Annotated in this window: 20 protein-coding genes; 8 read left to right on the forward strand and 12 right to left on the reverse strand. The window is 63.5% G+C overall.

The genetic code is table 11. The features are described 5' to 3' along the window. Positions 1-113: 113 nt before the first annotated feature. On the forward strand, positions 114-1,109 hold the full coding sequence (locus BcanWU425_RS26765; protein WP_085352302.1) for a glycosyltransferase family 2 protein: 996 nt from the start codon (positions 114-116) through the stop codon (positions 1,107-1,109). An 8-nt stretch (positions 1,110-1,117) separates the two neighbouring features. Beyond that, complete coding sequence (locus BcanWU425_RS26770; RefSeq protein ID WP_210350868.1) at positions 1,118-1,801, forward strand: class I SAM-dependent methyltransferase; 684 nt, start codon at positions 1,118-1,120, stop codon at positions 1,799-1,801. Between the two features lies 1 nt (position 1,802). Here the strand turns inward: BcanWU425_RS26770 and BcanWU425_RS26775 are convergent, their stop codons facing one another. Together BcanWU425_RS26775 and BcanWU425_RS37585 are read right to left on the reverse strand one after the other, a co-directional pair. After that, positions 1,803-3,248, reverse strand: a complete 1,446-nt coding sequence (locus BcanWU425_RS26775; protein WP_204510708.1) for a hypothetical protein — start codon at positions 3,246-3,248, stop codon at positions 1,803-1,805. A gap of 12 nt (positions 3,249-3,260) precedes the next feature. After that, on the reverse strand, positions 3,261-3,614 hold the full coding sequence (locus BcanWU425_RS37585) for a hypothetical protein (RefSeq protein ID WP_326951828.1): 354 nt from the start codon (positions 3,612-3,614) through the stop codon (positions 3,261-3,263). Between the two features lie 465 nt (positions 3,615-4,079). Between BcanWU425_RS37585 and BcanWU425_RS26785 the strand changes: the two genes are divergently transcribed. Further along, on the forward strand, positions 4,080-5,714 hold the full coding sequence (locus tag BcanWU425_RS26785; protein WP_204510706.1) for a thiamine pyrophosphate-requiring protein: 1,635 nt from the start codon (positions 4,080-4,082) through the stop codon (positions 5,712-5,714). 114 nt (positions 5,715-5,828) lie between these two features. Further along, positions 5,829-8,330 carry a GAF domain-containing sensor histidine kinase gene (locus BcanWU425_RS26790; RefSeq protein ID WP_204510705.1) on the forward strand — a complete coding sequence of 834 codons (2,502 nt, stop codon included), beginning with the start codon at positions 5,829-5,831 and terminating at the stop codon, positions 8,328-8,330. A gap of 6 nt (positions 8,331-8,336) precedes the next feature. Here the strand turns inward: BcanWU425_RS26790 and BcanWU425_RS26795 are convergent, their stop codons facing one another. Next, complete coding sequence (locus BcanWU425_RS26795) at positions 8,337-9,917, reverse strand: MDR family MFS transporter (protein WP_085352297.1); 1,581 nt, start codon at positions 9,915-9,917, stop codon at positions 8,337-8,339. Positions 9,918-10,071: 154 nt separating this feature from the next. Further along, positions 10,072-10,587 carry a YcgN family cysteine cluster protein gene (locus BcanWU425_RS26800; protein WP_026233606.1) on the reverse strand — a complete coding sequence of 172 codons (516 nt, stop codon included), beginning with the start codon at positions 10,585-10,587 and terminating at the stop codon, positions 10,072-10,074. Between the two features lie 295 nt (positions 10,588-10,882). Between BcanWU425_RS26800 and BcanWU425_RS26805 the strand changes: the two genes are divergently transcribed. From BcanWU425_RS26805 to BcanWU425_RS26820, 4 genes are all read left to right on the forward strand, one after another. Next, positions 10,883-13,171, forward strand: coding sequence for a transglycosylase domain-containing protein (locus tag BcanWU425_RS26805; protein ID WP_085352296.1), 2,289 nt, complete (start codon positions 10,883-10,885; stop codon positions 13,169-13,171). A gap of 8 nt (positions 13,172-13,179) precedes the next feature. After that, the gene (locus BcanWU425_RS26810; RefSeq protein ID WP_018458537.1) at positions 13,180-13,758 is read left to right on the forward strand and encodes a DUF1214 domain-containing protein; all 579 of its coding nucleotides are present in this window, start codon (positions 13,180-13,182) and stop codon (positions 13,756-13,758) included. Next, on the forward strand, positions 13,755-14,339 hold the full coding sequence (locus BcanWU425_RS26815; protein ID WP_018458536.1) for a DUF1254 domain-containing protein: 585 nt from the start codon (positions 13,755-13,757) through the stop codon (positions 14,337-14,339). Before BcanWU425_RS26810 ends, BcanWU425_RS26815 begins: the two co-directional genes overlap by 4 nt. A 424-nt stretch (positions 14,340-14,763) precedes the next feature. Then, positions 14,764-14,940 (forward strand): hypothetical protein, encoded by a 177-nt coding sequence (locus tag BcanWU425_RS26820; RefSeq protein ID WP_018458535.1) that lies wholly within the window; start codon positions 14,764-14,766, stop codon positions 14,938-14,940. Between the two features lie 81 nt (positions 14,941-15,021). Here BcanWU425_RS26820 and BcanWU425_RS26825 read toward each other — a convergent pair whose 3' ends face one another. The 8 genes from BcanWU425_RS26825 to BcanWU425_RS26855 all read right to left on the reverse strand — a co-directional run bounded on the left by BcanWU425_RS26825 (position 15,022) and on the right by BcanWU425_RS26855 (position 22,715). Then, positions 15,022-15,924, reverse strand: a complete 903-nt coding sequence (locus BcanWU425_RS26825) for a universal stress protein (RefSeq protein WP_204510704.1) — start codon at positions 15,922-15,924, stop codon at positions 15,022-15,024. A gap of 253 nt (positions 15,925-16,177) precedes the next feature. Beyond that, positions 16,178-16,306, reverse strand: coding sequence for a hypothetical protein (locus BcanWU425_RS37455; protein WP_018458533.1), 129 nt, complete (start codon positions 16,304-16,306; stop codon positions 16,178-16,180). Positions 16,307-16,714: 408 nt separating this feature from the next. After that, positions 16,715-17,065, reverse strand: a complete 351-nt coding sequence (gene mnhG, locus BcanWU425_RS26830; protein ID WP_018458532.1) for a monovalent cation/H(+) antiporter subunit G — start codon at positions 17,063-17,065, stop codon at positions 16,715-16,717. Next, positions 17,062-17,343, reverse strand: coding sequence for a K+/H+ antiporter subunit F (locus BcanWU425_RS26835; protein WP_018458531.1), 282 nt, complete (start codon positions 17,341-17,343; stop codon positions 17,062-17,064). Before BcanWU425_RS26835 ends, mnhG begins: the two co-directional genes overlap by 4 nt. Continuing rightward, positions 17,340-17,828: a Na+/H+ antiporter subunit E gene (locus tag BcanWU425_RS26840; protein ID WP_018458530.1), complete on the reverse strand. Its 489-nt coding sequence runs from the start codon at positions 17,826-17,828 to the stop codon at positions 17,340-17,342. The genes BcanWU425_RS26835 and BcanWU425_RS26840 overlap by 4 nt, the downstream gene beginning before the upstream one ends. Next, positions 17,825-19,456, reverse strand: a complete 1,632-nt coding sequence (locus tag BcanWU425_RS26845; protein WP_204510703.1) for a monovalent cation/H+ antiporter subunit D — start codon at positions 19,454-19,456, stop codon at positions 17,825-17,827. Before BcanWU425_RS26845 ends, BcanWU425_RS26840 begins: the two co-directional genes overlap by 4 nt. Continuing rightward, the gene (locus tag BcanWU425_RS26850; RefSeq protein WP_018458528.1) at positions 19,453-19,794 is read right to left on the reverse strand and encodes a Na+/H+ antiporter subunit C; all 342 of its coding nucleotides are present in this window, start codon (positions 19,792-19,794) and stop codon (positions 19,453-19,455) included. The genes BcanWU425_RS26845 and BcanWU425_RS26850 overlap by 4 nt, the downstream gene beginning before the upstream one ends. After that, the gene (locus tag BcanWU425_RS26855; protein WP_204510702.1) at positions 19,794-22,715 is read right to left on the reverse strand and encodes a monovalent cation/H+ antiporter subunit A; all 2,922 of its coding nucleotides are present in this window, start codon (positions 22,713-22,715) and stop codon (positions 19,794-19,796) included. The genes BcanWU425_RS26850 and BcanWU425_RS26855 overlap by 1 nt, the downstream gene beginning before the upstream one ends. Between the last annotated feature and the right edge of the window lie 65 nt (positions 22,716-22,780).

Here is a 22,780-nt window from a genome sequence, read left to right on the forward strand (position 1 = left end):
ACCCGCCTTTTGGAAGCCACTGCGGTGCCCCATATCCTTAATGGTTGTGGCAAGGCGACCTTAACCACCGCCGGCATAGACTTCCGCTCCTGCAACGAGTTGGACTCTCTCGCATGGCGGCCAATTTCCAGTCGATCCGCTACAGCCTCGTCATCCCCGTGTTCAACGAGGAAGCCGTTCTGCCGGTGCTGCTGCGCAGGCTCGACCTGGTCTTGTCCCGGCTCGACGGGCCGGCAGAGGCGATCTTCGTTGACGACGGCAGCAGCGATTCCAGTTCGATCGTGCTACAGGCGCTCGCCACGCGCGACCCGCGCTTTCGCTATATCGGCCTGTCGCGAAATTTCGGGCATCAGATCGCCATCACCGCCGGCATGGACGCCGCGCAAGGTGAAGCGATCATCGTCATGGATGCCGATTTGCAGGATCCGCCCGAAGTGATCGAGCAATTGATCGCAAAATGGCAGGAAGGCAACGACATCGTCCACGCCCGCCGCCTGTCGCGCGACGGCGAAAGCCGATTCAAGCGCGCGACCGCGCATCTGTTCTACCGGCTTCTCGGCAGGATGTCCTCGGTCGGCATCCCCGCCGACGTCGGCGACTTCCGCCTGATCGATCGCAAGGTGCTCGACGCGCTTCGGCAGATGCCGGAGCAGGACCGCTTCGTACGCGGCATGATCGCCTGGCTCGGCTTCCGGCAGGCGGAGGTCACCTTCCACCGCCTCGAGCGAGCAGCGGGCGAGACCAAATATCCGCTGTTCAAGATGCTGCGGCTCGCGATGAACGCCGCGCTCGGCTTTTCCGATCTGCCCTTGCGCCTGGCAATCTGGTGCGGATTGACGGTCTCAGGTCTGGCACTGCTCTATGGCGGCTGGGTGATCCTGTTGTGGCTTAGCAACGATAGTCATCTCGTGACCGGCTGGTCCTCGACGATGGTCGTCGTGTCCCTGCTGTGTGGAATGAACATGCTGATGACGGGTATCGTGGGGCTTTACGTCGGCCGCATCCATGCCGAGGTGAAACGTCGACCGCTCTACGTGGTGCAGACCCGCGCAGGCTTCGACCGCAACGAGGCGGCAGCCGCACCCGCGATCCACGCCGTCAACGAGTGACACAGCGCATGACCGAGCTCTTCGACGGCTATCACGACAACTACCGTGACGTGGTCCAATCCTCGATCGACTTCTCCGGCTTGCCGCATCATTTCTTCATGCGCGCCAAGGCCGATCTGCTGGGCAACCTGATCGCGCAGCGGCTCGACACGGAGAGGCCCGACATGCTGGACGTCGGCTGCGGCGTAGGCAGCCTTCATCCACTGCTGCACGGCATGGTCGGCCGCTTGAGCGGCATCGACGTCTCGTCGGCCAGCCTGGCGCAGGCGCGCGCTGACAACGGCAGGGTCGACTACCGTGAGTTCGACGGCCGCACCTTTCCTTTCGACGATGCCAGCTTCGATCTGGTCACGGCCGTCTGCGTGATGCACCATCTCGTGCCAACGGAATGGGCGCAATTCATCGCGGAGATGCGGCGCGTGACGCGCCCCGGTGGACTCGTCTGCGTCATCGAGCACAATCCGTACAACCCGCTGACCCGTCTTGCCGTCGCGCGTTGTGAGTTCGACCGGGACGCCGTCTTGCTCGGGGCCGGCACAACCCGAAAATTGATGGCTGCCGGCGGCTTGCGCGAGATCGGTGCGCGCCATTTCCTGCTGCTGCCCTGGGACACCAAGCCGTCGCGGCGTCTCGAAGCGACCCTGAGCGGCGTGCCGCTCGGCGGCCAATACGCCGCCTTCGGGACCGCTTGATCTATCTTTGCGGCATATCTCGCCGCTTGTGCACGACCGCCACGTCGTCGCTGTAGACGCGCTGCCATTGGGGCAGCCGGTCCAGCATCGCTATCGCCGGCGTCCCCGGCGCGAGCAGCGTCGCGGCGATGTTGTACTCGTCGAGCAGCTTGAGAAAGTCGCCGAGATCGACCAGCGCCAGCGCGCGATTGTAGCGGTTGATGAACGCTCCTCCGTACAGTTCACCGCGACCGTCGATAAAGGTGGGAATGCCGGCAAAGATCAAATAGCCGCCGAAGGAATAATCGTTGAGCACAGGCCCCGCCGTGGCGAGTTTGGCTCCAGCGACGGCAGTCTGAGGGGTAATGGCCGGAGCCGGCCGTATGTCACGCGCCAGCGTCGCCCCGCTCACCACGATCATCACACCGAGTGCGGCCAGGTTTAGGCCGCGTGACGAGCCGGCAGCATCGTCCCCAATCGGTCCGCCGAACTTTCGCCCCAGCGGAGCCGCCAGATAGAGCGGCGCCAGCATGGCCAGCAGATCCGCATTGCGGATCTGGGCCAGCGCGAAATGCAGCAAGCCGATCACGACCAAGGCCCGGACCACCGGCAGCGTCACGCCACGCGAGAGCGCGAAGATGCCGGCCAGCAGCAGCAGCTCGAAGAAACTTACGTGACTGAAATCCTGCGGCCGCCATTCCGCGATCCAACCGAGCGCGGGGCCGAGGCCGAGTGTGGTCAACGGCATCAGCAGCGGTTCGGGCCCGTAGGGGGTCAGGCAGGACGCCGCGACCGCAAGCGCCGTGAACGGCAGCCAACGCAGGAATACGCGTGGCCATTCACTCCGCTTCTCGCAGAGCAGCGCCTCGAGCCCTGCAGGGCCGATCAGTCCAAGCGCCAGCACCACACTGCCGTGCAGATTGGCCCACACGACCAGCAGCGGAAGGGCCCAGTACGGCGGAGGCCCTCGACAATCCATGCAGCGTACCAGGGCCGCCGCCCAGGTCACCATCAGCGGCAGCACCAGTACATGTGGCCGCGCCAGCATATGCGGCGCCAAGAGGATGACGGCCACGATCACCATGAGCAGCGTCTGGGTCGGCGAAAGCTCGCGCAGCAGGAAGAAGGTGAACAGGCCAAAGGCGAGCGCTATCACCGCGGCGCCGACGACGAGGACGCCTGGCCAGCCGGCGAGCGCGTAGGCTGCGGCGTAGATCACCTCCGAGAGCCATTCGAAGGTGATCCAGGGTGCGCTGTGCCGCGAAAAAGAAAATGGGTCGCTCGCCGGCAGCGTGCCGTGCGCGATGATCCAGCGGCCGACTTCGATGTGCGAATAGCTGTCGGGATCATTGAGCAGCCGCGGTCCAAGGATCAGCAGCAGGGCATAAACGCCAAGGCTCACCAGCCAGGGAAGCGCCGCACGCGCCGAAAACGGTTGAACCTCGCTGTGGACGACCTGGTCACTCATGGCGAGCGCAAGTTAGGGCCCAAGCGTTAAATTCCTCTTTGACTTGACGGCGCCTGCCTTGGTGCGCGGCGGGCCGGTCACGCTTTGTGAACCATAGTCACGGCTGCGAAATCCGGACTGCACCGCTTTGACGACCATGTGAGTCCTGATAGCCTTCCCACCTCGATCCACCAACCACAGCTGCTTGGAGATGCGGATGAGAAGCGTGATGCTTTTGGCTTTCAGCCTCATCTTTGTCGGCGTCTGGTCGCAGGACAGCGCGAGAGGACAGACTTCGGCCGCGCCGCCGGTTTCGCTTTCTCCGCCCAATGCATCGCCGCCGCACGCGGGCGCCAAAAATTCCAGACCTCCGCCGGCAGTATCCATCAGAGAAGCTTCGCCGCCTGTGATCGGCGGGCTTCCATCGGCGCCGAACCCAGCCGCCGACTACGATGGCTTCAGCGTAGGCACCGGCGACGACAACGACACGTCGCATCAGGTGGTCCCGCCTGTGAGGTCACGCACTGCGAAGGGCTCCAGGGCCGACCCGGGTGCTAAAGGCGCCGCTGAGCAATTGATCGATCAAGAAGACGAGGCGTTGAAACGCAAGCTGAGGATCTGCCAAAGCTGCAAGTAGCGGTCGTAGCGGATGGAGCGCGGCGAAATTCGTCACGGTTATACCCGGGTAGCACGGCTCCGGATTGCGCTGCGCTCCATCCCGGCTACGGCAGCTCGCTGCATAGCTGACCTACCGCAACCCCCATCCGCTCACGCTTTACCCTCCGCCAATTTCCTGATCCTCTCTCCCCTAATCAGCCGGAGCAACCGGCCTACGCCAGGGAGAGAGACGCCATGAAGCTCGGCACCGCGATTGCGGAAATCATGAAGCGCGAGGGGATCGAGATCCTCTGCGGGTATCCGGTCAACCATCTGATCGAGCATGCGGCCAAGGCCGATATCAGGCCGGTGATGGTGCGGCAGGAGCGCGTCGGCATCCACATGGCGGATGCGATCTCGCGGGTCACATCGGGACGCTCGATCGGCGCATTCTGCATGCAGCATGGCCCCGGTGCGGAGAACGCGATGGGCGGCGTCGCGCAATGCTACGGCGAATCCGTTCCCGTGCTGGTGCTGCCGATGGGCTATCAGCGCAGACTTGCCCATATCGAGCCGAACTTCAATTCCAGCGAGGCGATGAAGGCGTTTTCGAAATCATCGGAGCCGATCATCCTGGCCGCGGAAGTCGCCAACATTTTTCGTCGCGCCTTCACCAAGCTGAAGAACGGCCGCGGCGGCCCTGTCATCGTCGAGATCCCCGCCGATATGTGGAACGAGGAGGTGCCCGAGCCGCTGAACTACACACCTGTGCTGCGCACCCGCTACGGCGCGGACCCTGTTCATGTGAAGGAGGCGGCCGACCTGCTCGTCAACGCCAAGCGCCCGGTGATCTATGCCGGCCAGGGCGTGCATTACGCGCAGGCCTGGCCGCAACTGAGACGACTGGCCGAACGGCTCGCCATTCCCGTGACGACCAGCCTTGGAGGCAAATCGTCCTTTCCGGAAACGCATCCGCTCTCGCTTGGCTCCGGCGGCCTTGCGGTGCCACGCGCCGTCCCGAAATTCCTGGCTGATGCCGACGTCATTTTCGGCATTGGCTGCTCCTTCACCGAGACCAATTTCGGCATCGCGATGCCGAAAGACAAAACCATCATCCACTCCACACTTGATCCGGACCATCTCAACAAGGACGTGGAAGCCAGGATTGGCCTCGTCGGCGATGCCGGGCTTGTGCTCGACGCGCTGCTGGAGGAGATCGGCAAGACCGTCAGCGCGGATCGCGACGCGTCGGCGGTGGCAGCCGAGATCGCGGCTTCGCACAAGGAGTGGCTGGCGAAATGGATGCCGAAGCTCACCAGCAATGATGCGCCCTTGAGCCCCTATCGCGTGCTGTGGGACCTGCAACATACCGTCGACATCCGCGACACCATCATCACCCACGATGCCGGCAGCCCCCGCGACCAGCTTTCGCCGTTCTGGAAGTCGGTCGAGCCCCTCACCTATCTCGGCTGGGGCAAGACGACGCAACTCGGCTACGGCCTTGGGCTGGCCATGGGCGCAAAGCTCGCAAAGCCTGACAAGCTCTGCATCAATGTCTGGGGCGACGCCGCGATCGGCTTCACCGGCATGGATTTCGAGACCGCGGTGCGCGAGCGCATCCCGATCATGTCGATCCTGCTGAACAATTTTTCAATGGCGATCGAATTGAAGGTGATGCCGGTCTCGACCGAGAAATATCGCTCGACCGACATTTCCGGAGACTACGCCGCGATGGCGCGCGCCTTCGGCGGCTATGGAGAGCGGGTGACGAGACCTGAGGACATCACCCCCGCGATCAGGCGCGGCATCCAGAAGACGCAGGAAGGCGTTCCCGTGCTGCTGGAGTTCATCACCAGCAAGGAGACCGAGGTGTCGCGGCCGGGCACGTGAAGCGGGCCGGATTCCGGCAGCAAAACTCGCTGTCGCGGAGGCTGGCTCCGGCCGCAGGAGATGTGATAATCCGCCTCGGTGCCGCGCTTGTCGCGGCATCAAGCCGGATTGCGAATGACCGCCCCTTCCAACGACATCGCGGAATTTAAACGCCTGTTGCAGGCGGCCACAGCCGAGAACGCGCAGCTTCGCAGCGAGCTCGCGATTGCGCGCGATCGTCAGAACGCCAGCGCCGGGATTCTGCGCACCATCGCGGCCTCTCCGTCCGATGCCCGGCCGGTCTTCGAGGCGATCGCGTCCAGCTCCCGGCGCTTGCTCGGCGGCTTCTCCGCCACCGTGCTTCAGTTCATCGAGGACGAGCTCCACCTCGTGGCGTTTACACCAACGAGCCCCGAGGCGGACGAAGGGCTCAAGGCGTCGTTCCCGCGCAAGATTGCCGACTTTCCGACCTTTGCGCTGGTGCGTGGCGGCGAGACGATCCAGTTTCCCGATAGCGAAGCCGCGGAGGTCCCGGAGCTGAATCGGAACCTTGCGCGGCTGCGCGGCTTCCGCAGCGTGCTGTTCATGCCCCTGATGAATCGGGCGACGCCAGTCGGCATGATCAGCGTCACGCGCGCCGAGCCCGGCGCGTTCGCAGCCGACCTCGTGCAGTTGCTTCAGACCTTTGCCGACCAGGCGGTGATCGCGATCGAGAATGCGCGGCTGTTCAACGAGACACGCGAGACGCTGGAGCGTCAGACCGCCACCGCCGACATTCTGAAAGTGATGGCCGCCTCGCCGTCCGACGTACAGCCGGTGTTCGACGCCATCGCGGCCAATGCCAACCGGCTGATCGGCGGCTTCTCCACGGCGGTGCTGCGCTACATTGGGGGCGCGGCGCACCTTGCGGCGTTCACGCCGACCGATCCGGCCGGCGATCGCGTGCTGCAGGCCTCGTTCCCGGTGCCATTCGCGCAGTTCCCGCCCTACCGGCTCGTGGCCAATGGTGTGGCGGCGCAATTGCCCGACACCGAAGTCGAACCCGCAGCCCGCGACATCGCACGCGTCCGGGGCTACCGCAGCATGCTGTTCGCGCCCTTGATGAGCGACGGCGAGGCGATCGGCGTCATCATCGCCACGCGGCGCGCGACCGGCGCGTTCGGCGAGCATCACGTGCGGCTGTTGCAGACCTTCGCTGACCAGGCGGTGATTGCGATCAAGAATGTCAGCCTGTTCAACACCACGAGGGAAGCGCTGGAACGGCAGACCGCGACCGCCGACATCCTCAAGGTGATCGCGGCCTCGCCCGCGGATGTGACGCCGGTGTTCCAGGCGATCTCCGACAGCGCCAAGTCCCTGGTCGGCGGACATTCCTCCACCGTCACGCGCGTCATCGACGACCTGCTGCACCTGGCCGCCTTCAGCACCGACAACGAAGCCGGCAATGAAGAGCTGCTCAATTCGTTCCCGGTGCCGCTGTCGGCATCCGGCATTCACAGCCGGGTGGCAAGAAGCGGAGAGTTCGCATTCCGCAGCGACATGCAGACCGAGCCCGACCTCACGGACGCCATGAGAGAGCTGGCGCGGACGCGAGGCTATCGCAGCATCCTCGTGATCCCGATGCTACGCGACGGCGTCGCGATCGGCACCATCGGCGTGACGCGGCCGGAGGCCGGTCCTTTCCCGGACAAGGCGATCGCCCTGCTCAAGACCTTTGCAGACCAGGCCGTGATCGCCATCGAGAACACGCGCCTGTTCAACGAGGTGCAGGACCGCACCCGGGACCTCGCCAAATCCCTCGACGATTTGCGCGCTGCCCAGGACCGGCTGGTCCAGACCGAGAAGCTGGCTTCGCTCGGCCAGCTCACCGCCGGCATCGCGCACGAGATCAAGAACCCGCTCAACTTCGTCAACAATTTTGCATCGCTCTCCGCCGAGCTGACGGACGAGCTGAACGAGGCGCTCGCGCCTGTCCCGCTCGCGGACGACGTCCGCAGCGAGGTCGACGAGCTGACCCGACTGTTGAAGGACAATCTCGCGAAAATCGTGCAGCATGGCAGGCGCGCCGACTCCATCGTCAAGAACATGCTGCTGCATTCCCGCGAGGGCGGCGGCGAGCATCGGCTGAGCGACATCAACGCGCTGGTCGAGGAGAGCCTCAACCTCGCCTATCACGGCGCCCGCGCCGAGAAGCCGCAGTTCGACGTGACGCTGAAGCGCGAGCTTGATCCGGCTGCCGGGCAAGCGGAAGTGTTTCCGCAGGAGATCACCCGGGTGCTGCTGAACCTGATCTCGAATGGCTTCCACGCGGTCGCCAAGCGCAAGTCGGATGACGGCGCCGCCGATTACGAGCCGGTGGTGATCGCCGCGACACGCGACCGGGGCGACAGCATCGAGATCCGCATCCGCGACAATGGCACCGGCATTCCGCACGAGGTGAAGGAAAAGATGTTCGATCCGTTCTTCACCACCAAGCCGGCCGGCGAAGGCACCGGCCTCGGATTGTCGATGAGCCACGATATCGTGGTGAAGCAGCACGGCGGCACAATCGACGTCGCGACGGAGCCCGGCGCGTTCACCGAGTTCACGATCCGATTGCCGCGAAGCAGCAGCTTTCCGGACGGACGCCGCGGCTAGCGGTTCTTATTCCGCCATCTCGACGGGTTGCGTCGTGGACGGACCGGCCAGCGGCCGCTCCTCCATCATGATCAGGCAGAGCGCGGCGCCAGCCATCAGCGCGGTGGCGGCGCCGAAGACGTAGCGGAACGCATGCCGCATGTCGTCCGCGGGAATCGCATTGACGGCGCCGTGATGCTCGCCGGCGAGCGGAACGTCGGCACCGAGTGCGATGAGCAGGATGGCCGCGAACGCCGCAACCGTGAACGAGGACATAAGCGAGCGGAAGAAGTTCAACGCGCCCGTGATGGTGCCGACCTGCGGACGGGCGACCGAATTCTGCACCGAGACGACGCAGACCGGAAAAGTGGTGCCGAGGCCAAGCGCAAACGCAGCCATCAGCATCAGCAGCGCCCAGAGCGGCAACGTCGTCAACGTGAGGCCGAGGCCGCACAGCGCTGCCCAGGACGTTCCTACGATGGCGACCCGCTTGTAGTGCTTAGCCCGCGCCATGGTGCGACCGGCGATGGCCGCGCCGCAGGTCGAGACCGCCGCGAGCGGAATCAGCGCGAGGCCCGCTTCGCTGGCGCTGAGGTGATAGACCGCCTCGTAATAGAGCGGCAGCTGCACCGTGAGGCCCGTGATCGCACCGAGCGCGCAACCGCCGGCCGTCAGCCCGAACGGCACAACCGATCCTCCGAGCAGCGGCAGCGGCAGGAACGGCTCTTCCGCCCGGCGCGCGTGCCACACGAAGGTGACCGCGAGCGCTACAGCGCCGCCCACCATCGCAAGCACGGTGGGCGAGAGCCACGGGAAGCGCGTGCCCCCCCAGGTCAGCACCAGCATGAAGACGACGGCAGAGGCCATCAGCAGCACGCCGCCGAGCCAGTCGACCTTGCGCTTGCGGTGGAACACCGGAATCTTCTTCATCCTGGGCAGCAGCAACGCGATCGCCGCCGCCGCGAGCGGCACATTGATCCAGAAGATCATCGACCAGTGCAGATGCTCGGCGAACACGCCGCCGATGACCGGGCCGAGAATGCCGCCGACCATCCAGACGCTGGAGAAATAGGCTTGATACTGGCCGCGCTCGCGTGGGCTCACGACGTCGGAGATCACGGTCTGCACCACCGGCATGATGCCCCCGCCACCCAGTCCCTGGAGACCGCGTGCAAGAATCAGCATCGGCAGGTTCGGAGCGATCGCGCACAGCACCGAGCCCGCGACGAACAGGCTGAGCGAGATGATGATCATCACACGGCGCCCGTAGATGTCGCTGAGCGTGCCGAAAACCGGCGCGACCGCGGTCGACGCGAGCAGATAGGCGGTGATGACCCAGGAGAGATTGGAGACGTCGTGGAACTGGCGTCCGATGGTCGGCAGCGCGGTGGCGACGATGGTCTGGTCGAGTGCAGCCAGGAACATCGTCAGCATCAGGCTGATGACGATGGTGCGGACCTCGTCCTGCGACAGCGGCGCCGGCGGCGCGAGCGAAGGAGCGTGATCGACGCTCAAGACCTCGCTCGGAAGGCGCGACAGCTCTTCAGCGATATCGTCGGGCAATGTCTGGGTGTCGGCAGAACTGCTCTGCCGCTCGAACTTGTTCATCTCGACCGGAAGCCATGAGGCGGCGCAACGCCGCGAAGGATTCGTTCTATGCAGCCAATGTAGACAGCAAAGTTCTTCTCAGGCAGGCACCGCGGCGCATGGGAGCATCCCACCCACGGCCATCGCGAGGACGTGATCTACCTGGTGCGGCGGATCAGTCCTTCGGACGTCGCTTCAGGCGCGCCCGTTTTGGCAGCTGCGCCGGCCACTGCACGATGTGGTTCTCGAGCTCATCGTCCGGAATCTCGACCTCGCTGCCTTCGACCCGTCCGCGTACGGAGACGCCCGCGTCATGCACGGTGTCGGGATCGCCTGACACCAGGGGATGCCACCAATAGAGGTCGCGGCCTTCCGCAACAAGCTTGTAGCCGCAGCTCGGCGGCAGCCAGTTCAGGGTGCGGACATTGGCCGGGGTCAGGCGGACGCAGTCCGGAACCTTGTCGGAACGATTCGCGTAGTCCTTGCAGCCGCAGGTCACCCCATCGAGCAGCTTGCAGCCGACATGGGTGAAATAGATGTCGCCGGTGCCATCTTCCTCGAGCTTGTTCAGGCAGCAGCGGCCGCAGCCGTCGCACAGGCTCTCCCATTCGGGCCCCGACATCTCTTCCAACGTCTTGGTTTTCCAGAAGAATCCTTCCTGGCCTGAAGGTCGTTTGGGAGCTGCGGTCATGCGCCTCAACAAAAGTTCGAAAGAGCTACGGTTGGTGCCATCTAGGGCGTGCGGTCGTGGGGCTGCAAGCAACGCCCGCGTGAGGCCCGTAATGAACCGGGGTCAATTAGGCCTGTTGTTCAAAATCGCAAGCGTGACCATTGGTTTATAGGCCCTGCTCGGCTAGAAGGAACAGCAAGTCCCCACCGTCGCTGGCCGGGCGCCTTGGGTTTGCCGCAACACTCCCGCAAGACGTCTCGATGCCGCCCCCGGCCGGGTGCTTGAACGCTTTCGAACCAAGCCGCAAGGGTTCTAGGTGCGCCAGATCATACCACCGCATTGGAAGGCCCGGATCCGGAATTTCTTCCTGGACCTCGATGCGCGCATCGACTCCTCGCTGTTCTCCTCGGCCAAGGGCATCCGCGAGCTCTACGAGCGCTACTCGACCTTCATGGACCGCTTCTATGTCGGGCGTTGGAAGCGCTGGGTGTTCATCGAGCCGCTGTCGGAGGCCGCGACCCTCGGCCTCGGCGGCCTGGTGGTGATGCTGACCCTCGCCATTCCCGCCTTCCGCGAGACGGCGGACGAGGACTGGCTGAAGAAGTCCGACCTCGCGGTGACCTTCCTCGACCGCTACGGCAACCCGATCGGCAGCCGCGGCATCAAGCACAACGATTCGATCCCGTTGGAAGATTTTCCGGACGTGCTGATCAAGGCGACGCTCGCGACCGAGGACCGCCGCTTCTACGAGCATTTCGGCATCGACATCGCCGGCACCGCGCGCGCGCTCGTCACCAACGCCCAGGCCGGCGGCGTCCGCCAGGGCGGCTCTTCGATCACCCAGCAGCTCGCCAAGAACCTGTTCCTGAGCAACGAGCGCACCATCGAGCGCAAGGTCAACGAAGCCTTCCTCGCGGTCTGGCTGGAATGGCGCCTGACCAAGAACGAGATCCTCAAACTGTATCTCGACCGCGCCTATATGGGCGGCGGCACCTTCGGCGTCGACGGCGCCGCGCATTTCTACTTCAACAAGTCGGCACGTGACGTGACGCTCGCCGAAGCCGCGATGCTCGCCGGCCTGTTCAAGGCGCCGACCAAATACGCGCCCCACATCAACCTGCCCGCCGCCCGCGCCCGCGCCAATGTCGTTCTCGACAATCTCGTCGACGCCGGCTTCATGACCGAGGGCCAGGTGTTCGGCGCCCGCCGCAACCCCGCCTTCGCGGTCGACCGCCGCTACGAGGCGTCGCCGAATTATTATCTCGACTACGCCTTCGACGAGATGCGCAAGCTGGTCGACACCTTCCCGAAATCCTACACTGAGCGCGTCTTCGTGGTCCGGCTCGCGATCGACACCAACGTGCAGAAGGCGGCGGAGGACGCGGTCGAGAACCAGCTGCGCCAGTTCGGCCGCGACTATCACGCGACGCAGGCCGCGACCGTCGTCTCCGATCTCGACGGCGGCATCCGCGCCATGGTCGGCGGCCGCGACTACGGCGCCAGCCAGTTCAACCGCGCCACCGACGCCTATCGCCAGCCGGGCTCGTCGTTCAAGCCTTACGTCTACACCACCGCGCTCCTCAACGGCTTCACGCCGAATTCGATCGTGGTCGACGGCCCGGTCTGCATCGGCAATTGGTGCCCGCAGAACTATGGCCATTCCTATTCCGGCGCGGTGACACTGACGCAGGCGATCACGCGCTCGATCAACGTTGTACCCGTCAAGCTGTCGATCGCGATCGGCCAGAAGGAGCAGCCGAAGGCGCCGAACCCGGCCAAGATCGGCCGCGCCAAGATCGTCGAGGTCGCGCGCCGCTTCGGCCTCAAGGCACCGCTGCCCGACACGCCGTCGCTGCCGATCGGCTCGGACGAAGTCACCGTGCTCGAGCACGCGGTGGCGTACGCGACTTTCCCCAACCGCGGCAAGGCAGTGACGCCGCATTCCGTGCTGGAAGTGCGCACCGGCGCGGGCGATCCGGTCTGGCGCTGGGACCGCGACGGGCCGAAGCCGCGCCAGGCGATTCCCGCCTCCGTAGCCGCCGACATGGCTGGCATGATGAGCCACGTCGTCAGCGAAGGCACCGCGCGCCGCGCAGCCCTCGACGGCATTCCGACCGCGGGCAAGACCGGCACGACGAATGCGTATCGCGACGCCTGGTTCGTCGGCTACACCGGCAATTTCACCTGCGCGGTCTGGTACGGCAATGACGACTATTCGCCGACCAACCGCATGACCGGCGGCTCGCTGCCGGCGCAGACCTGGCACGACATCATGCTCGCGGCGCATCAGGGCGTCGAGGTCCGGGAGATCGCCGGTATCGGCATGGGCCAGAAGCTGCCGCCCGAGCGGATCACCAACGCACAGGCCAATGCGGCGCCGAAGGTGCTGGAGACCAAGCCCGGTCCGCCGCCCGTATTGACCAAGCGCGGCGCCGACGTTTTGGTGCGCGTCGAGAAGCTGCTGGATGACGCGGCCAGGACCGCGGCCAAAGCGGCCGCCACCGACCCCAAGCAAGCCAAACCGGCATCGTCCACGAGCGCGCTCGCCTTCCCGCAGAACTATGCGGAAGAGAATGCGAACGCATCCGCCCCGCGCAAGAACTGACCGAACAAGTGCGGCTGATCCTGATCACATTGACGGCCCTTCTGCTCGCAACCGTGGTGGGCGTCGGCGCGACCTGGATGACGACGACGCGCGGCACCGAGATCGGCGCGCTGACCATCGGCCCCTGGACCGCGCGTCCGCGCACCGGCACCGCCGACGTCGATCCCTATTCGCGCGCCACCATCGTGCGCAACGGCGAGCTGCCTATCGGCACCGGCGACGGCGTCGCCTTCACCGCCACCGCCGACGACAAGAAGAAGGTGCTCGACGGCCGCTGCGACGTCGTGGTCTCCGGCGTGACACCGCCGGCACGGTTCTGGACGCTGACGCTTTATGACCGCAAGGGTCATCTCGTTCCCAATTCGCTGCAGCGCTACGGCTTCACCAGCCAGGAGATCGTGCGGCAGTCCGACGGCTCGTTCGAGATCCGCATCGCCTCGCGCTCGCGCGCCGGCAACTGGCTGCCGACTGGCGGCATCGAACGCTACACGCTGATGCTGCGGCTCTACGACACCCCGGTCGGCGTTGCCACGCGCACCCAGCGCGACGCGCCGATGCCCACGATCACGACGGCGGGCTGCTCATGATCCGGCTGTTGTTCACCATCGTTGCCGGCGTGGTGCTGGGCCTCGTGGTCCATCTCGTCAGCGTGCTGGCGTTGCCGCGGATCGCGACCCAGGACGCCTATTCGCGGCTGACGCCGATGACGAAACTCAACGCCGTCACGCAGCTTCCGCTCGCCGATCCGCAGACCTCGCCGATGCCGTTCATGGACCCGGCCTTTGCGCTCGCGATCTGCCGCTACGATCTGTCGAACGGGCCGATCAAGCTGACGGTCCCCGTCAGCCAGGCCTACACGTCGGTGTCGTTCTACACCCGCAACGAGATCGCCTACTACGCCATCAACGACCGCTCGGCCGGCAAGAAGGTGATCGAGCTCGACCTGATGACCGAGCCGCAGCACAACGAGCTGCCCGAAGACGAAGAGATCACCGCCGCCGACCGCCTGATCATCGATTCCCCCAGCACCACCGGCCTGATCGTGATGAAGGCGCTCGCCCCCGAGCCCGGCCTGATGCCGCAAGCGCAGTCAACCCTCGCTGCCGCGAGCTGCGGACCGCAGACCGAGCCGCCGGCCAAGGCGGAAGCACCGCGCGGACGGCGCTGAGGTGCGGCTTCGGCGGCGCAAAAACAAAAAAACGAAAAATAACCCCATGCACAGTAGCGGGGGTATTGAAATCATTAGCCATTTTGATTGCACCAACTAGGCGTTTGCCGAACCGATACATCCCTGCCCGTCGTGCTGTTCAGCTTTGACACGTCGGGCAAAACACTGGCAGAATGGCATCATCGAAAGTTCACCCGCGCGGAGCAATCCGCCGCGGGTTTTTTCATGCCGGAGCGCAGGTGCCATGATCGAGAAACACTATTGTCCCCCGTGCGGGCGGGACTAGCGACGCTGATGTCCCGAGCACCGGTCTGTTACTTCAAGATCCGTGCTGATTCCAAATCCTCAATTCCGCTCGGTTTGGCGTCAACTGTTCCCGATCACGGACGGCCGGTCACCAAGTGCTAAACGCGGAGATTGAGCAATGCCAAAGCATGACGAAACATCGAAGCAGCGGGAGAAGCGGGAACTCGACGAGGAATTGGACCGGCAATTGCAGCAAACCTTTCCGGCCAGCGATCCGCTGAAGATCACGCGGGGCTCAACCAAACCACAAGCAGCAAAGCCGGCTGCGCGCGACAGCGAACGACGGCGCCGCTAGTCTATCGATCAGCCGACAGAGCGGGAGCCGTGGTCTCGCGGAAAGAAGGGTTCGCCGGCGAGCGATGAGCCGCGGTACGCGTCACGCCTTCGGGTCGGTGCCGATCAGCGGATTTGACATTGTGCGTTCAGAGCCGGCGGGAGGAACAACGAGAACGTCCACACTCAACGAACGCAGGACTTCTTCCGTTACGCTCCCGATCAAGGCCCGAACCAATCCAGATCGCCCGTGCGTCCCCATCACCAGCATGTCAAGCTGCCTCTCCGAAACAGCACGGGTGATGACCTGCATGGGCCCGCCCTCGCCGACCTGGAGAGACCATCGTTGCGTGCCGAGCTTGTTCGCCACCAGAAACTTCGTCAGCTCCTCCGTTGCCTTCAGACGCTCGCTATCGACATATCCGCTGATGACGGCCGCGCTCGCACCGGAGCGGACCAATCGCGCTTTCGTCATCGGCGAGAAGGCGTGAAGGATCGTTGTTGCGCCCTGTGTCAAGAGTCCGGTGGACAGCCCCACGCGGATTGCATCGGCGGATGTATCCGACATATCGACCGGCACCAGAGCGCGTTCATAGCGCCGCTGCGCCTCGTTGTTCACCATCAGAACCGGATACCTTCCTCCGCGAATTACACGCTCGATTGTGGTGCCTGTGAAGATGTCGCGCAGAAACTGCTTACGATGGGCTCCCATTACAACGAGATCCGCGTCGGCTGCTGCAGCCGCTCGCAATATCCCGTCAAAGGGATGGCCCTTGACCACGATCGGGTAGCACTGAACGTTTTGCAGCTCCGGCATGGATGCGATCTGCTCAACCAGCACCCGCTGTGCCTCACGCTCTTCGATGCGGATCAGCTCGGCTGGCTGATCCTCGTCGACGACATGAACAAGGTGCAGAGTTGCATCAGGGGAGCGCGCCAGGAGGCCGGCCTGCCGCAAAGCGCGATTGGACCGCGTCGAGAAATCTGTCGCAGCGACGATATTCATGTCAGAATCCTTACAATTGCGAACGGCCGCCGGCCCGATGGCCTGCCAAGCTCGACCAGCGCGGCAATTCGGTTGCCTTGCGGAGGGCCTATGACGCTGTTGCCTGCCAGCTTCGTTCGTCCGGTTTGGCCTGGACCGACGATCTGGAGCCGAGAAGCAACCAAGCATCGCGCCCCGCGAACATGCGGCGCACGATATCTTTCTCGCTCATAAGCAACTGTTGTACGCGGTGACGGAGGTGAACCTCCCAACGTCACCTTTTAGGATCGTGAGGAATTGGCGCTCGGCGGCGAGCGAATGCCTCGCGGAAGCCATCGGGATCTGAAATCCAGATGAACATGACCCATGAGGTCAGGACGAGCAGCGCGAAGAACACCGACATGAGAAACTCCCGGCTTTGGTTGCAGAAATGTTGAGGTACCATCCCGGACGATCTGAATCGTCCGGGTTACCGGCGGATCTGCAGCTGGGTCCTATAAATCCGGCGTCGTAGCGTTGTAGTCATCACTGCCTCTGTTTGCGGTGCGGCTCGCTTGCGAGCGGCATGTGCATTGCTCGCTCTGCCGGGCACCGAGCTTCCAGCCCTCGCGAACGCGGCATGGACTGAGTTCGGGGCTGATTGCCTCCGATCAGGCGGCCAACATGCAAAGACTTCGGCGAACTCGCCTACTACTCAGCGTCATGCATCATGTACTTAGAGGTGGGCATGCGATGCAGGAAATCAAATGCGACATTTAGCCTGGATTGACCGACTGGCCGGTCAAGGAACCAAAAAATCGCGCGTCTCGCGCTAATTGCCCTCTGGTCCGCGAACTTGCGCACTCTTTTCGGCGGTATCGCGAAATCGCGCTGCGCCCACCAATACGGTCAGCGCAATAGGCGTGGTTACCACGCCAAGCCCGATGATCAGGATTTCGTGCAGCACGGGCCTGCTCTGAAGTACCGAAAAGCAAACGATTGAAGCAGCTGCAATGAATACGGTGCCCAGCGTTGTCCCGAGCGTCGGCGCGTGGACCCGCTCGTAGAATGTGCCGAACCGCAAAAGGCCCAGCGAACCGACCAGTGTGGCGGCGGCGCCGACAAGAAGGAGAAATGCCGTGAGAGCCGCAGCCCAGGGCGGCAGGTGTTCGATGCCGTTCATTCCATCACCTCGCCGCGCAGCAGAAACTTCGCTAGCGCAACCGTACCAACAAAACCGAAGAGGGCCATGGCCAGAGCCGCCTCGAAATAGAGCGTTTCGCCGGATCGAATCCCGAACGTCAGAAGCAATAACATCGCGTTCACGGACAGCGTGTCGAAACCCAGAACGCGATCCTGTGCTCGCGGCCCCCGAAAGATGCGAGCCGCGCCACAGCCGATAGCCAACACCAGAAGTACCTGTGCGGCGACAAGCGCGTAGATCAGCAAGAGCTGGCTCATTCGAATATCTCCAGCAGATGGCGTTCGTAGCGCTGCTTGATCGTGCGGATCCACTCGGCTTCATCGACCAGGTCGAGAACATGGATCATCAACAAGCCCTTCTGTGCATCGAAATTCACCCACAGCGTTCCGGGCGTCGAGGTGATGATGCAAGCCAACATGGCCAGTCCGTAGGGATTGCGCATGTCGAGCGGAATGTTCACGAACCCGGATTTTCGCTGCCGGCGCCCAAAGCCGAGAATGATCCGGCCCACCGCCAAGTTGGAGCGGATGATATCAATCGCTACCAATCCCAACAGGCGGAGAAGGACGCCGGGTCGCCTGACGTGCGTGCTTGGCAGCTCCAGCACGGTGAGGATCCGCCCGCCGACGAGCGCGATCACACAACCGAGGAGGACATGTCCGACCGTGACTGCTTGATTGAGCAGCAGCCACAATGCGAGAAGACAGAAGCTCACCCGCGGAAAGGGCAGGAATCGCGTCATTCGCCACCCGCCTTTCGGCTGCCTTGGACGCTGATCTCCAGGACGTCGCTGACGTAGCCCGCCGGGGCGTGCAGCGATTGCGCCGTTGCCTGCATGAAACGCATCACCGGACCGGCGAGCACTGTCTGGGTCGCGCAAATGATCAACAGGAACATGATGGGCGCCATTTCGATCAGGCGCACACGCGGCACGGTGCGATCTGGCGAGGCCCAGAAGGAGCGGATACCTGCTCGGGTCAGCGCGACCAACGCCGCAAAACTGGACACGAGGAGCGCCAACAGGAGCGCCCATCCACTGCCGGGAACGGCACCGCCCGGATGCATCTCTGAAGGATGAAGCGCCGCCGTCAGCAGCGCGAATTTGGCTATGAACCCCGACAGCGGCGGAAGCCCGGCGATGACCAGGGCGCATCCGATAAAGGCGACGCCGAGCAATCCCATCGTGGCCACAATGGCCATGCCGACTTCCTCTTCGGTATCGTCCGCACCGTGGTCTTCTCCGTAAGCTTCTCGCGTGACGGCGATCACGTCAGCTCCGGGTTCGCGGCCGCGCTCGATGAGTTCGGCCAGAAGGAAGAACGCGCTGATGCCGAGAGTCGAGCTGACCAGGTAAAACAGTGCTCCGCCGGCGACACTGACTTGCCCGGTCCCGGTGGCTGCCAGCACGGTTCCGGAGGATACGAGCACCGAAAAGCCGCCGAGACGGGCGGTGTCCTGGGATGCCAATGTGCCGATTGCTCCGAAGGCGATCGTCGCCACCCCGCCCCACAACAGCCAGTCACTGCCGAAGCCCGCTGACGCGCCGCTGCCCTCACCGAAAAGCAACAGCGATAGACGCAGGATGATATATACGCCGACCTTGGTCATGATCGCAAAGATCGACGCCACCGGTGGACTCGCAGATGCGTAGGCCGTCGGCAGCCAGAAACACAGAGGCCACATGCCGGCCTTGAGCAGGAAGGCCACGGCCAGCATGCCGGCGCCTGCTTCGAGCAAACCGCGGCTCTCCGCAGCGATTGCAGGTATCCGCGCCGAGAGGTCCGCCATATTGAGCGTCCCGGTGACGCCATAGATCAGGCTGACCCCGATCAGGAACAATAGAGACGCGACCAGATTCACGACGATGTAGTGCAACCCGGCCTTCACCCGTGCAAGACCGGAACCATGCAGCAGAAGTCCGTACGAAGCGGCCAGCAACAACTCGAAGAAGACAAACAGGTTGAAGAGATCGCCGGTCAGGAAGGCACCATTGAGGCCCATCAACAGAAATTGAAAGAGCGGATGAAAATGCGCGCCCGTCCGGTGCCAACGGGCAAGAGAGAACACAACCGACGCCAACGCCAGGATGCTGGTCAGGAGCAGCATGAGCGCGGAGAGCCGATCGAGAACGAGGACAATTCCGAACGGAGCAGGCCAATCGCCCAGGCGATAGACTTCCCTGATTCCGGGGTGACCCGAATCAGACATTCCGAGCAAGATCACCGCGACGCAAACGAGTGCAACCGTTGCGGCGACATTGACCGCAGCCACGATGTTGCGGTGCCGCTCTCCATTCAAGAGCAGCATGCCTGCGCCGGCAAGCAGGGGCAGGACGATAGGCGCAACGACGAGATTTGCGATTCCGCTCACGCCTCGGGCTCCTGACCATCGACGTGATCGGTGCGAGCCAGGCCGCGCGACGCGAGGAGAACGACAAGGAACAACGCCGTCGTCGCAAAACTGATGACGATTGCAGTCAGTACGAGCGCCTGTGGTAGCGGGTCAGCATGTTTCGTTGCATCCCCGATCTCCTTTGCGATCAGCACCGGCGCTCCCGTCCGCACCCGTCCCATGGCCACGATGAAGAGATTGACGGCGTAAGAGAGCAACGAAAGCCCGATGATGACTTGAAACGTGCGCGGCCTGAGGATCAGCCACACTCCGGACGCCGTAAGCGCACCTATGCCGATGGCCAGGCTAAGCTCCATTACACCAACTCCTCTTTCGCTCGCTCATCGTGCGCGCGTTGCCCCGCCTGGAGCGGCACGCCATAGCGACGCAGCGATTGATGCGCGATTGCGATGAGCATCAATACCGTGGCGCCGACGACGAGCGAGAACACACCGATATCGAAGAGAAGAGCGCTGGCCGTGGGGACGCGACCGAGCAGAGGCAGTTCGGCATATGCAAAGTACGAGGTCAGGAAGGGGTGTCCGAAAACGCAGGCGGCAGCTCCCGCACACCCTGCCAGCAAGAGGCCGAAACCCATCCAACGCACCGGCATGACGTGAAGACGAGCTTCCACCCACACCGTGCCGCGAGCCATATACTGCAGGATGAATGCTGTTGCCATGGCGATGCCGGCGATGAAGCCGCCGCCCGGAAGGTCGTGCCCGCGCAAGAGAAGGAAAATGGCCACGACGCCGATCACGGGAAACAGCAGCCCCATCATCAATGCCGCGGTAGCAAGCGTGTCTTTGGCAGTGTCGCCCTTCTGTCGATCGGGATGAGCCTCGTCGTGGGCATCCTGGGCATGCTGCTGTTCGGGAACGGGAATGCTTTCGGGGGCCGGACGGAAACGGCGCAAAAGCGCAAAGACGGTCAGTGCGACGACCGCAAGCACGGTGATCTCGCCGAGCGTATCGAACCCGCGAAAATCCACCAGGATGACGTTCACCACGTTGGTTCCGCCCCCCTTCGTGTAGGCGTTTTCCACGAAGTATCGCGAAATGCTGTGGTTGTCCGGGAGCTGCATGGCCGCCAGCGCAAGCGTGCCCAAACCGAGCCCGGCGAGGAGCGCGATGGAGAAATCGCGAACGCGGTGCCACCGAATGCTGTCGGGCGCCTCTGCCGGGCCTGGTCGCGCGATGCGTTTCGGCAGCCACCGCAAGCCGAGCAACAGGAGAACCGTCGTAACCGTCTCAACGACGATCTGCGTCAGCGCGACATCGGGAGCGGATAACCAGACGAAGCTGACGCAGGTGACGAGACCCGCGGTCCCGAGCAGTATCAGCGCCACCACCCGATGAAATTTGGCCTGGACCGCGGCCGCCACCGCGCAGCCAACGCCCACCACCCAGAGTAGTCCAAAGACGAGGTCGAATTCCCTCCTTGACGGTCCCGTCAGCGAGAGGCCGCGGGCGTAGAGGGGCAGCAGGGCAGCGACGAACGCCACGCCAGCCAACAGTCTCAATTGTGGTTGGAGACGCCTCGTGCCGAGATTGGTGGCGAGCCATCGCGCAAGCCGCCAGGACAATGTCACCAACACCCAGTCAAAGATCCGCTTGCCATTGATGCGACCGAGCAAGGGCGGTCCCTCATGCGCGAGCAGGTAGGAGCGCAGCATGACGTAGACGCCCAACCCACCGGCCATCGCTACGATGCTCATCAGAAGTTCAGGCGTAATTCCGTGCCAGAGACGAAGGCTGTACTCCGGCATCGCGGAGCCGAGAACCGCCCGGGCAGCCGTATCGAGGATCGGCGCCACTGTGAGAGCCGGCGCGACACCGACGATGAGGCATGCCAGCACGAGCAGTTCGGCCGGAAGTCGCATCAACAGGGGCGGCTCATGTGGAACGCGTGGCAAGCCGGTTGGAGCCGGGCCGAAGAACACGTCGCGAATGAAGCGCAGCGAATAGGCAACCGTGAACGTGCTGGCGAGAGTGACGATGTACGGCAGCGCCTGATCGACGAGGGAATTGTCATGGACCTCGATCGTCTCGGCAAAAAACATTTCCTTCGACAGAAAACCATTCAGCAACGGCACTCCCGCCATTGCCGCGGCAGCCACCATGGCCAGCGTCGCCGTAATCGGCATGAAGGCCCATAGCCCGCTAAGGCGGCGGATGTCGCGCGTGCCGGTTTCGTGATCGATGATGCCGGCCGCCATGAACAGCGATGCCTTGAAGGTCGCGTGGTTCATGATATGGAAAATCGCCGCGATCTGTCCGAATGGGGTATCGAGTCCGGTCAAAAGCGTGATCAATCCGAGATGGCTGATCGTCGAGTAGGCCAATAGCCCCTTCAGATCCTGCTGGAACACGGCGAGAAAGGCGCCCAGAAAAAACGTGATCAGGCCGATCGAGCCCACCAGCCACAGCCATTCATTCGTTCCACCCATTGCCGGCCAGAGCCGCACTAGAAGGAACACTCCGGCCTTCACCATTGTTGCCGAATGGAGATAAGCTGAAACGGGAGTTGGAGCGGCCATCGCGTGCGGCAGCCAGAAATGAAACGGGAACTGGGCGCTTTTTGTGAGAGCGCCGAGAAGGATCAGAACGAGTGCGGGGACATAAAGCGCGTGCGAACGGATCGCGTTTCCGGAAGCCAGCACCTGCTCCAGGTCATAGCTGCCGACGATGTGCCCGATGAGCAGCACGCCGGCGAAGAGGCAAAGCCCACCCGTCGACGTGATCACCAGCGCCATCCGCGCGCCGTCTCTCGCCGCCGCGTTGTGGTGCCAGTAACTGATCAGCAGGAATGAAAAGAGACTGGTCAGCTCCCAGAAAAAAACCAGTTGGAGCAGGTTGCCGGAGAGCACGATTCCCAGCATTGCTCCCATGAAGGCGAGCAGCAGGGAGAAGAACCGCGGAACGGGATCACTGGGTGACATGTAGTACCGGGCATACAGCACCACCAGAAAACCGATGCCGGTGATCAGCATGGCGAAGGCCCATGCGAACCCGTCAAGCCTCAGCACAAATGCGAGTCCAAGTTCAGCGACCCAGCCCGTTCGCCACCCGACAACGCCGCCATTCGTCACGTTCGGATAAGCCGCACCGATGAGGCAAAAAGCTGTAAGTGCGACCGCTCCAGCGAGCCATGCCTCAGCGTTGCGTGCATTGACCCGCAAGAGCGCCGCAATAAAGCTTCCTGCGAAAGGAAGGACGAGAACGGCAAGCAGGAACATTTGCGTTCATTGCCCCAGGCTGCGAGGTGGAGAGATGCTTTCGCTGATCCTCAATTGCTTAGCCG

Source organism: Bradyrhizobium sp. WU425, from assembly GCF_021052305.1.
In the GTDB taxonomy this organism is placed as follows: Bacteria; Pseudomonadota; Alphaproteobacteria; order Rhizobiales; family Xanthobacteraceae; genus Bradyrhizobium; species Bradyrhizobium canariense_D.

Excerpts from the sequence above, each read along its gene's own strand:
- mnhG (WP_018458532.1), bottom strand. The coding sequence starts at position 17,065 with ATGAACGGCATCGAACACCTGCCGCCCTGGGCTGCGGCTCTCACGGCA.
- BcanWU425_RS37585 (WP_326951828.1), bottom strand. The coding sequence starts at position 3,614 with ATGGATACTGCCGGCGGAGGTCTGGAATTTTTGGCGCCCGCGTGCGGC.
- BcanWU425_RS26855 (WP_204510702.1), bottom strand. The coding sequence starts at position 22,715 with ATGTTCCTGCTTGCCGTTCTCGTCCTTCCTTTCGCAGGAAGCTTTATT.
- BcanWU425_RS26820 (WP_018458535.1), top strand. The coding sequence starts at position 14,764 with ATGCCAAAGCATGACGAAACATCGAAGCAGCGGGAGAAGCGGGAACTC.
- BcanWU425_RS26835 (WP_018458531.1), bottom strand. The coding sequence starts at position 17,343 with ATGAGCCAGCTCTTGCTGATCTACGCGCTTGTCGCCGCACAGGTACTT.
- BcanWU425_RS26795 (WP_085352297.1), bottom strand. The coding sequence starts at position 9,917 with ATGAACAAGTTCGAGCGGCAGAGCAGTTCTGCCGACACCCAGACATTG.
- BcanWU425_RS26825 (WP_204510704.1), bottom strand. The coding sequence starts at position 15,924 with ATGAATATCGTCGCTGCGACAGATTTCTCGACGCGGTCCAATCGCGCT.
- BcanWU425_RS26840 (WP_018458530.1), bottom strand. The coding sequence starts at position 17,828 with ATGACGCGATTCCTGCCCTTTCCGCGGGTGAGCTTCTGTCTTCTCGCA.
- BcanWU425_RS26815 (WP_018458536.1), top strand. The coding sequence starts at position 13,755 with ATGATCCGGCTGTTGTTCACCATCGTTGCCGGCGTGGTGCTGGGCCTC.
- BcanWU425_RS26765 (WP_085352302.1), top strand. The coding sequence starts at position 114 with ATGGCGGCCAATTTCCAGTCGATCCGCTACAGCCTCGTCATCCCCGTG.
- BcanWU425_RS26785 (WP_204510706.1), top strand. The coding sequence starts at position 4,080 with ATGAAGCTCGGCACCGCGATTGCGGAAATCATGAAGCGCGAGGGGATC.
- BcanWU425_RS26800 (WP_026233606.1), bottom strand. The coding sequence starts at position 10,587 with ATGACCGCAGCTCCCAAACGACCTTCAGGCCAGGAAGGATTCTTCTGG.
- BcanWU425_RS26770 (WP_210350868.1), top strand. The coding sequence starts at position 1,118 with ATGACCGAGCTCTTCGACGGCTATCACGACAACTACCGTGACGTGGTC.
- BcanWU425_RS26790 (WP_204510705.1), top strand. The coding sequence starts at position 5,829 with ATGACCGCCCCTTCCAACGACATCGCGGAATTTAAACGCCTGTTGCAG.
- BcanWU425_RS37455 (WP_018458533.1), bottom strand. The coding sequence starts at position 16,306 with ATGTCGGTGTTCTTCGCGCTGCTCGTCCTGACCTCATGGGTCATGTTC.
- BcanWU425_RS26775 (WP_204510708.1), bottom strand. The coding sequence starts at position 3,248 with ATGAGTGACCAGGTCGTCCACAGCGAGGTTCAACCGTTTTCGGCGCGT.
- BcanWU425_RS26850 (WP_018458528.1), bottom strand. The coding sequence starts at position 19,794 with ATGGAGCTTAGCCTGGCCATCGGCATAGGTGCGCTTACGGCGTCCGGA.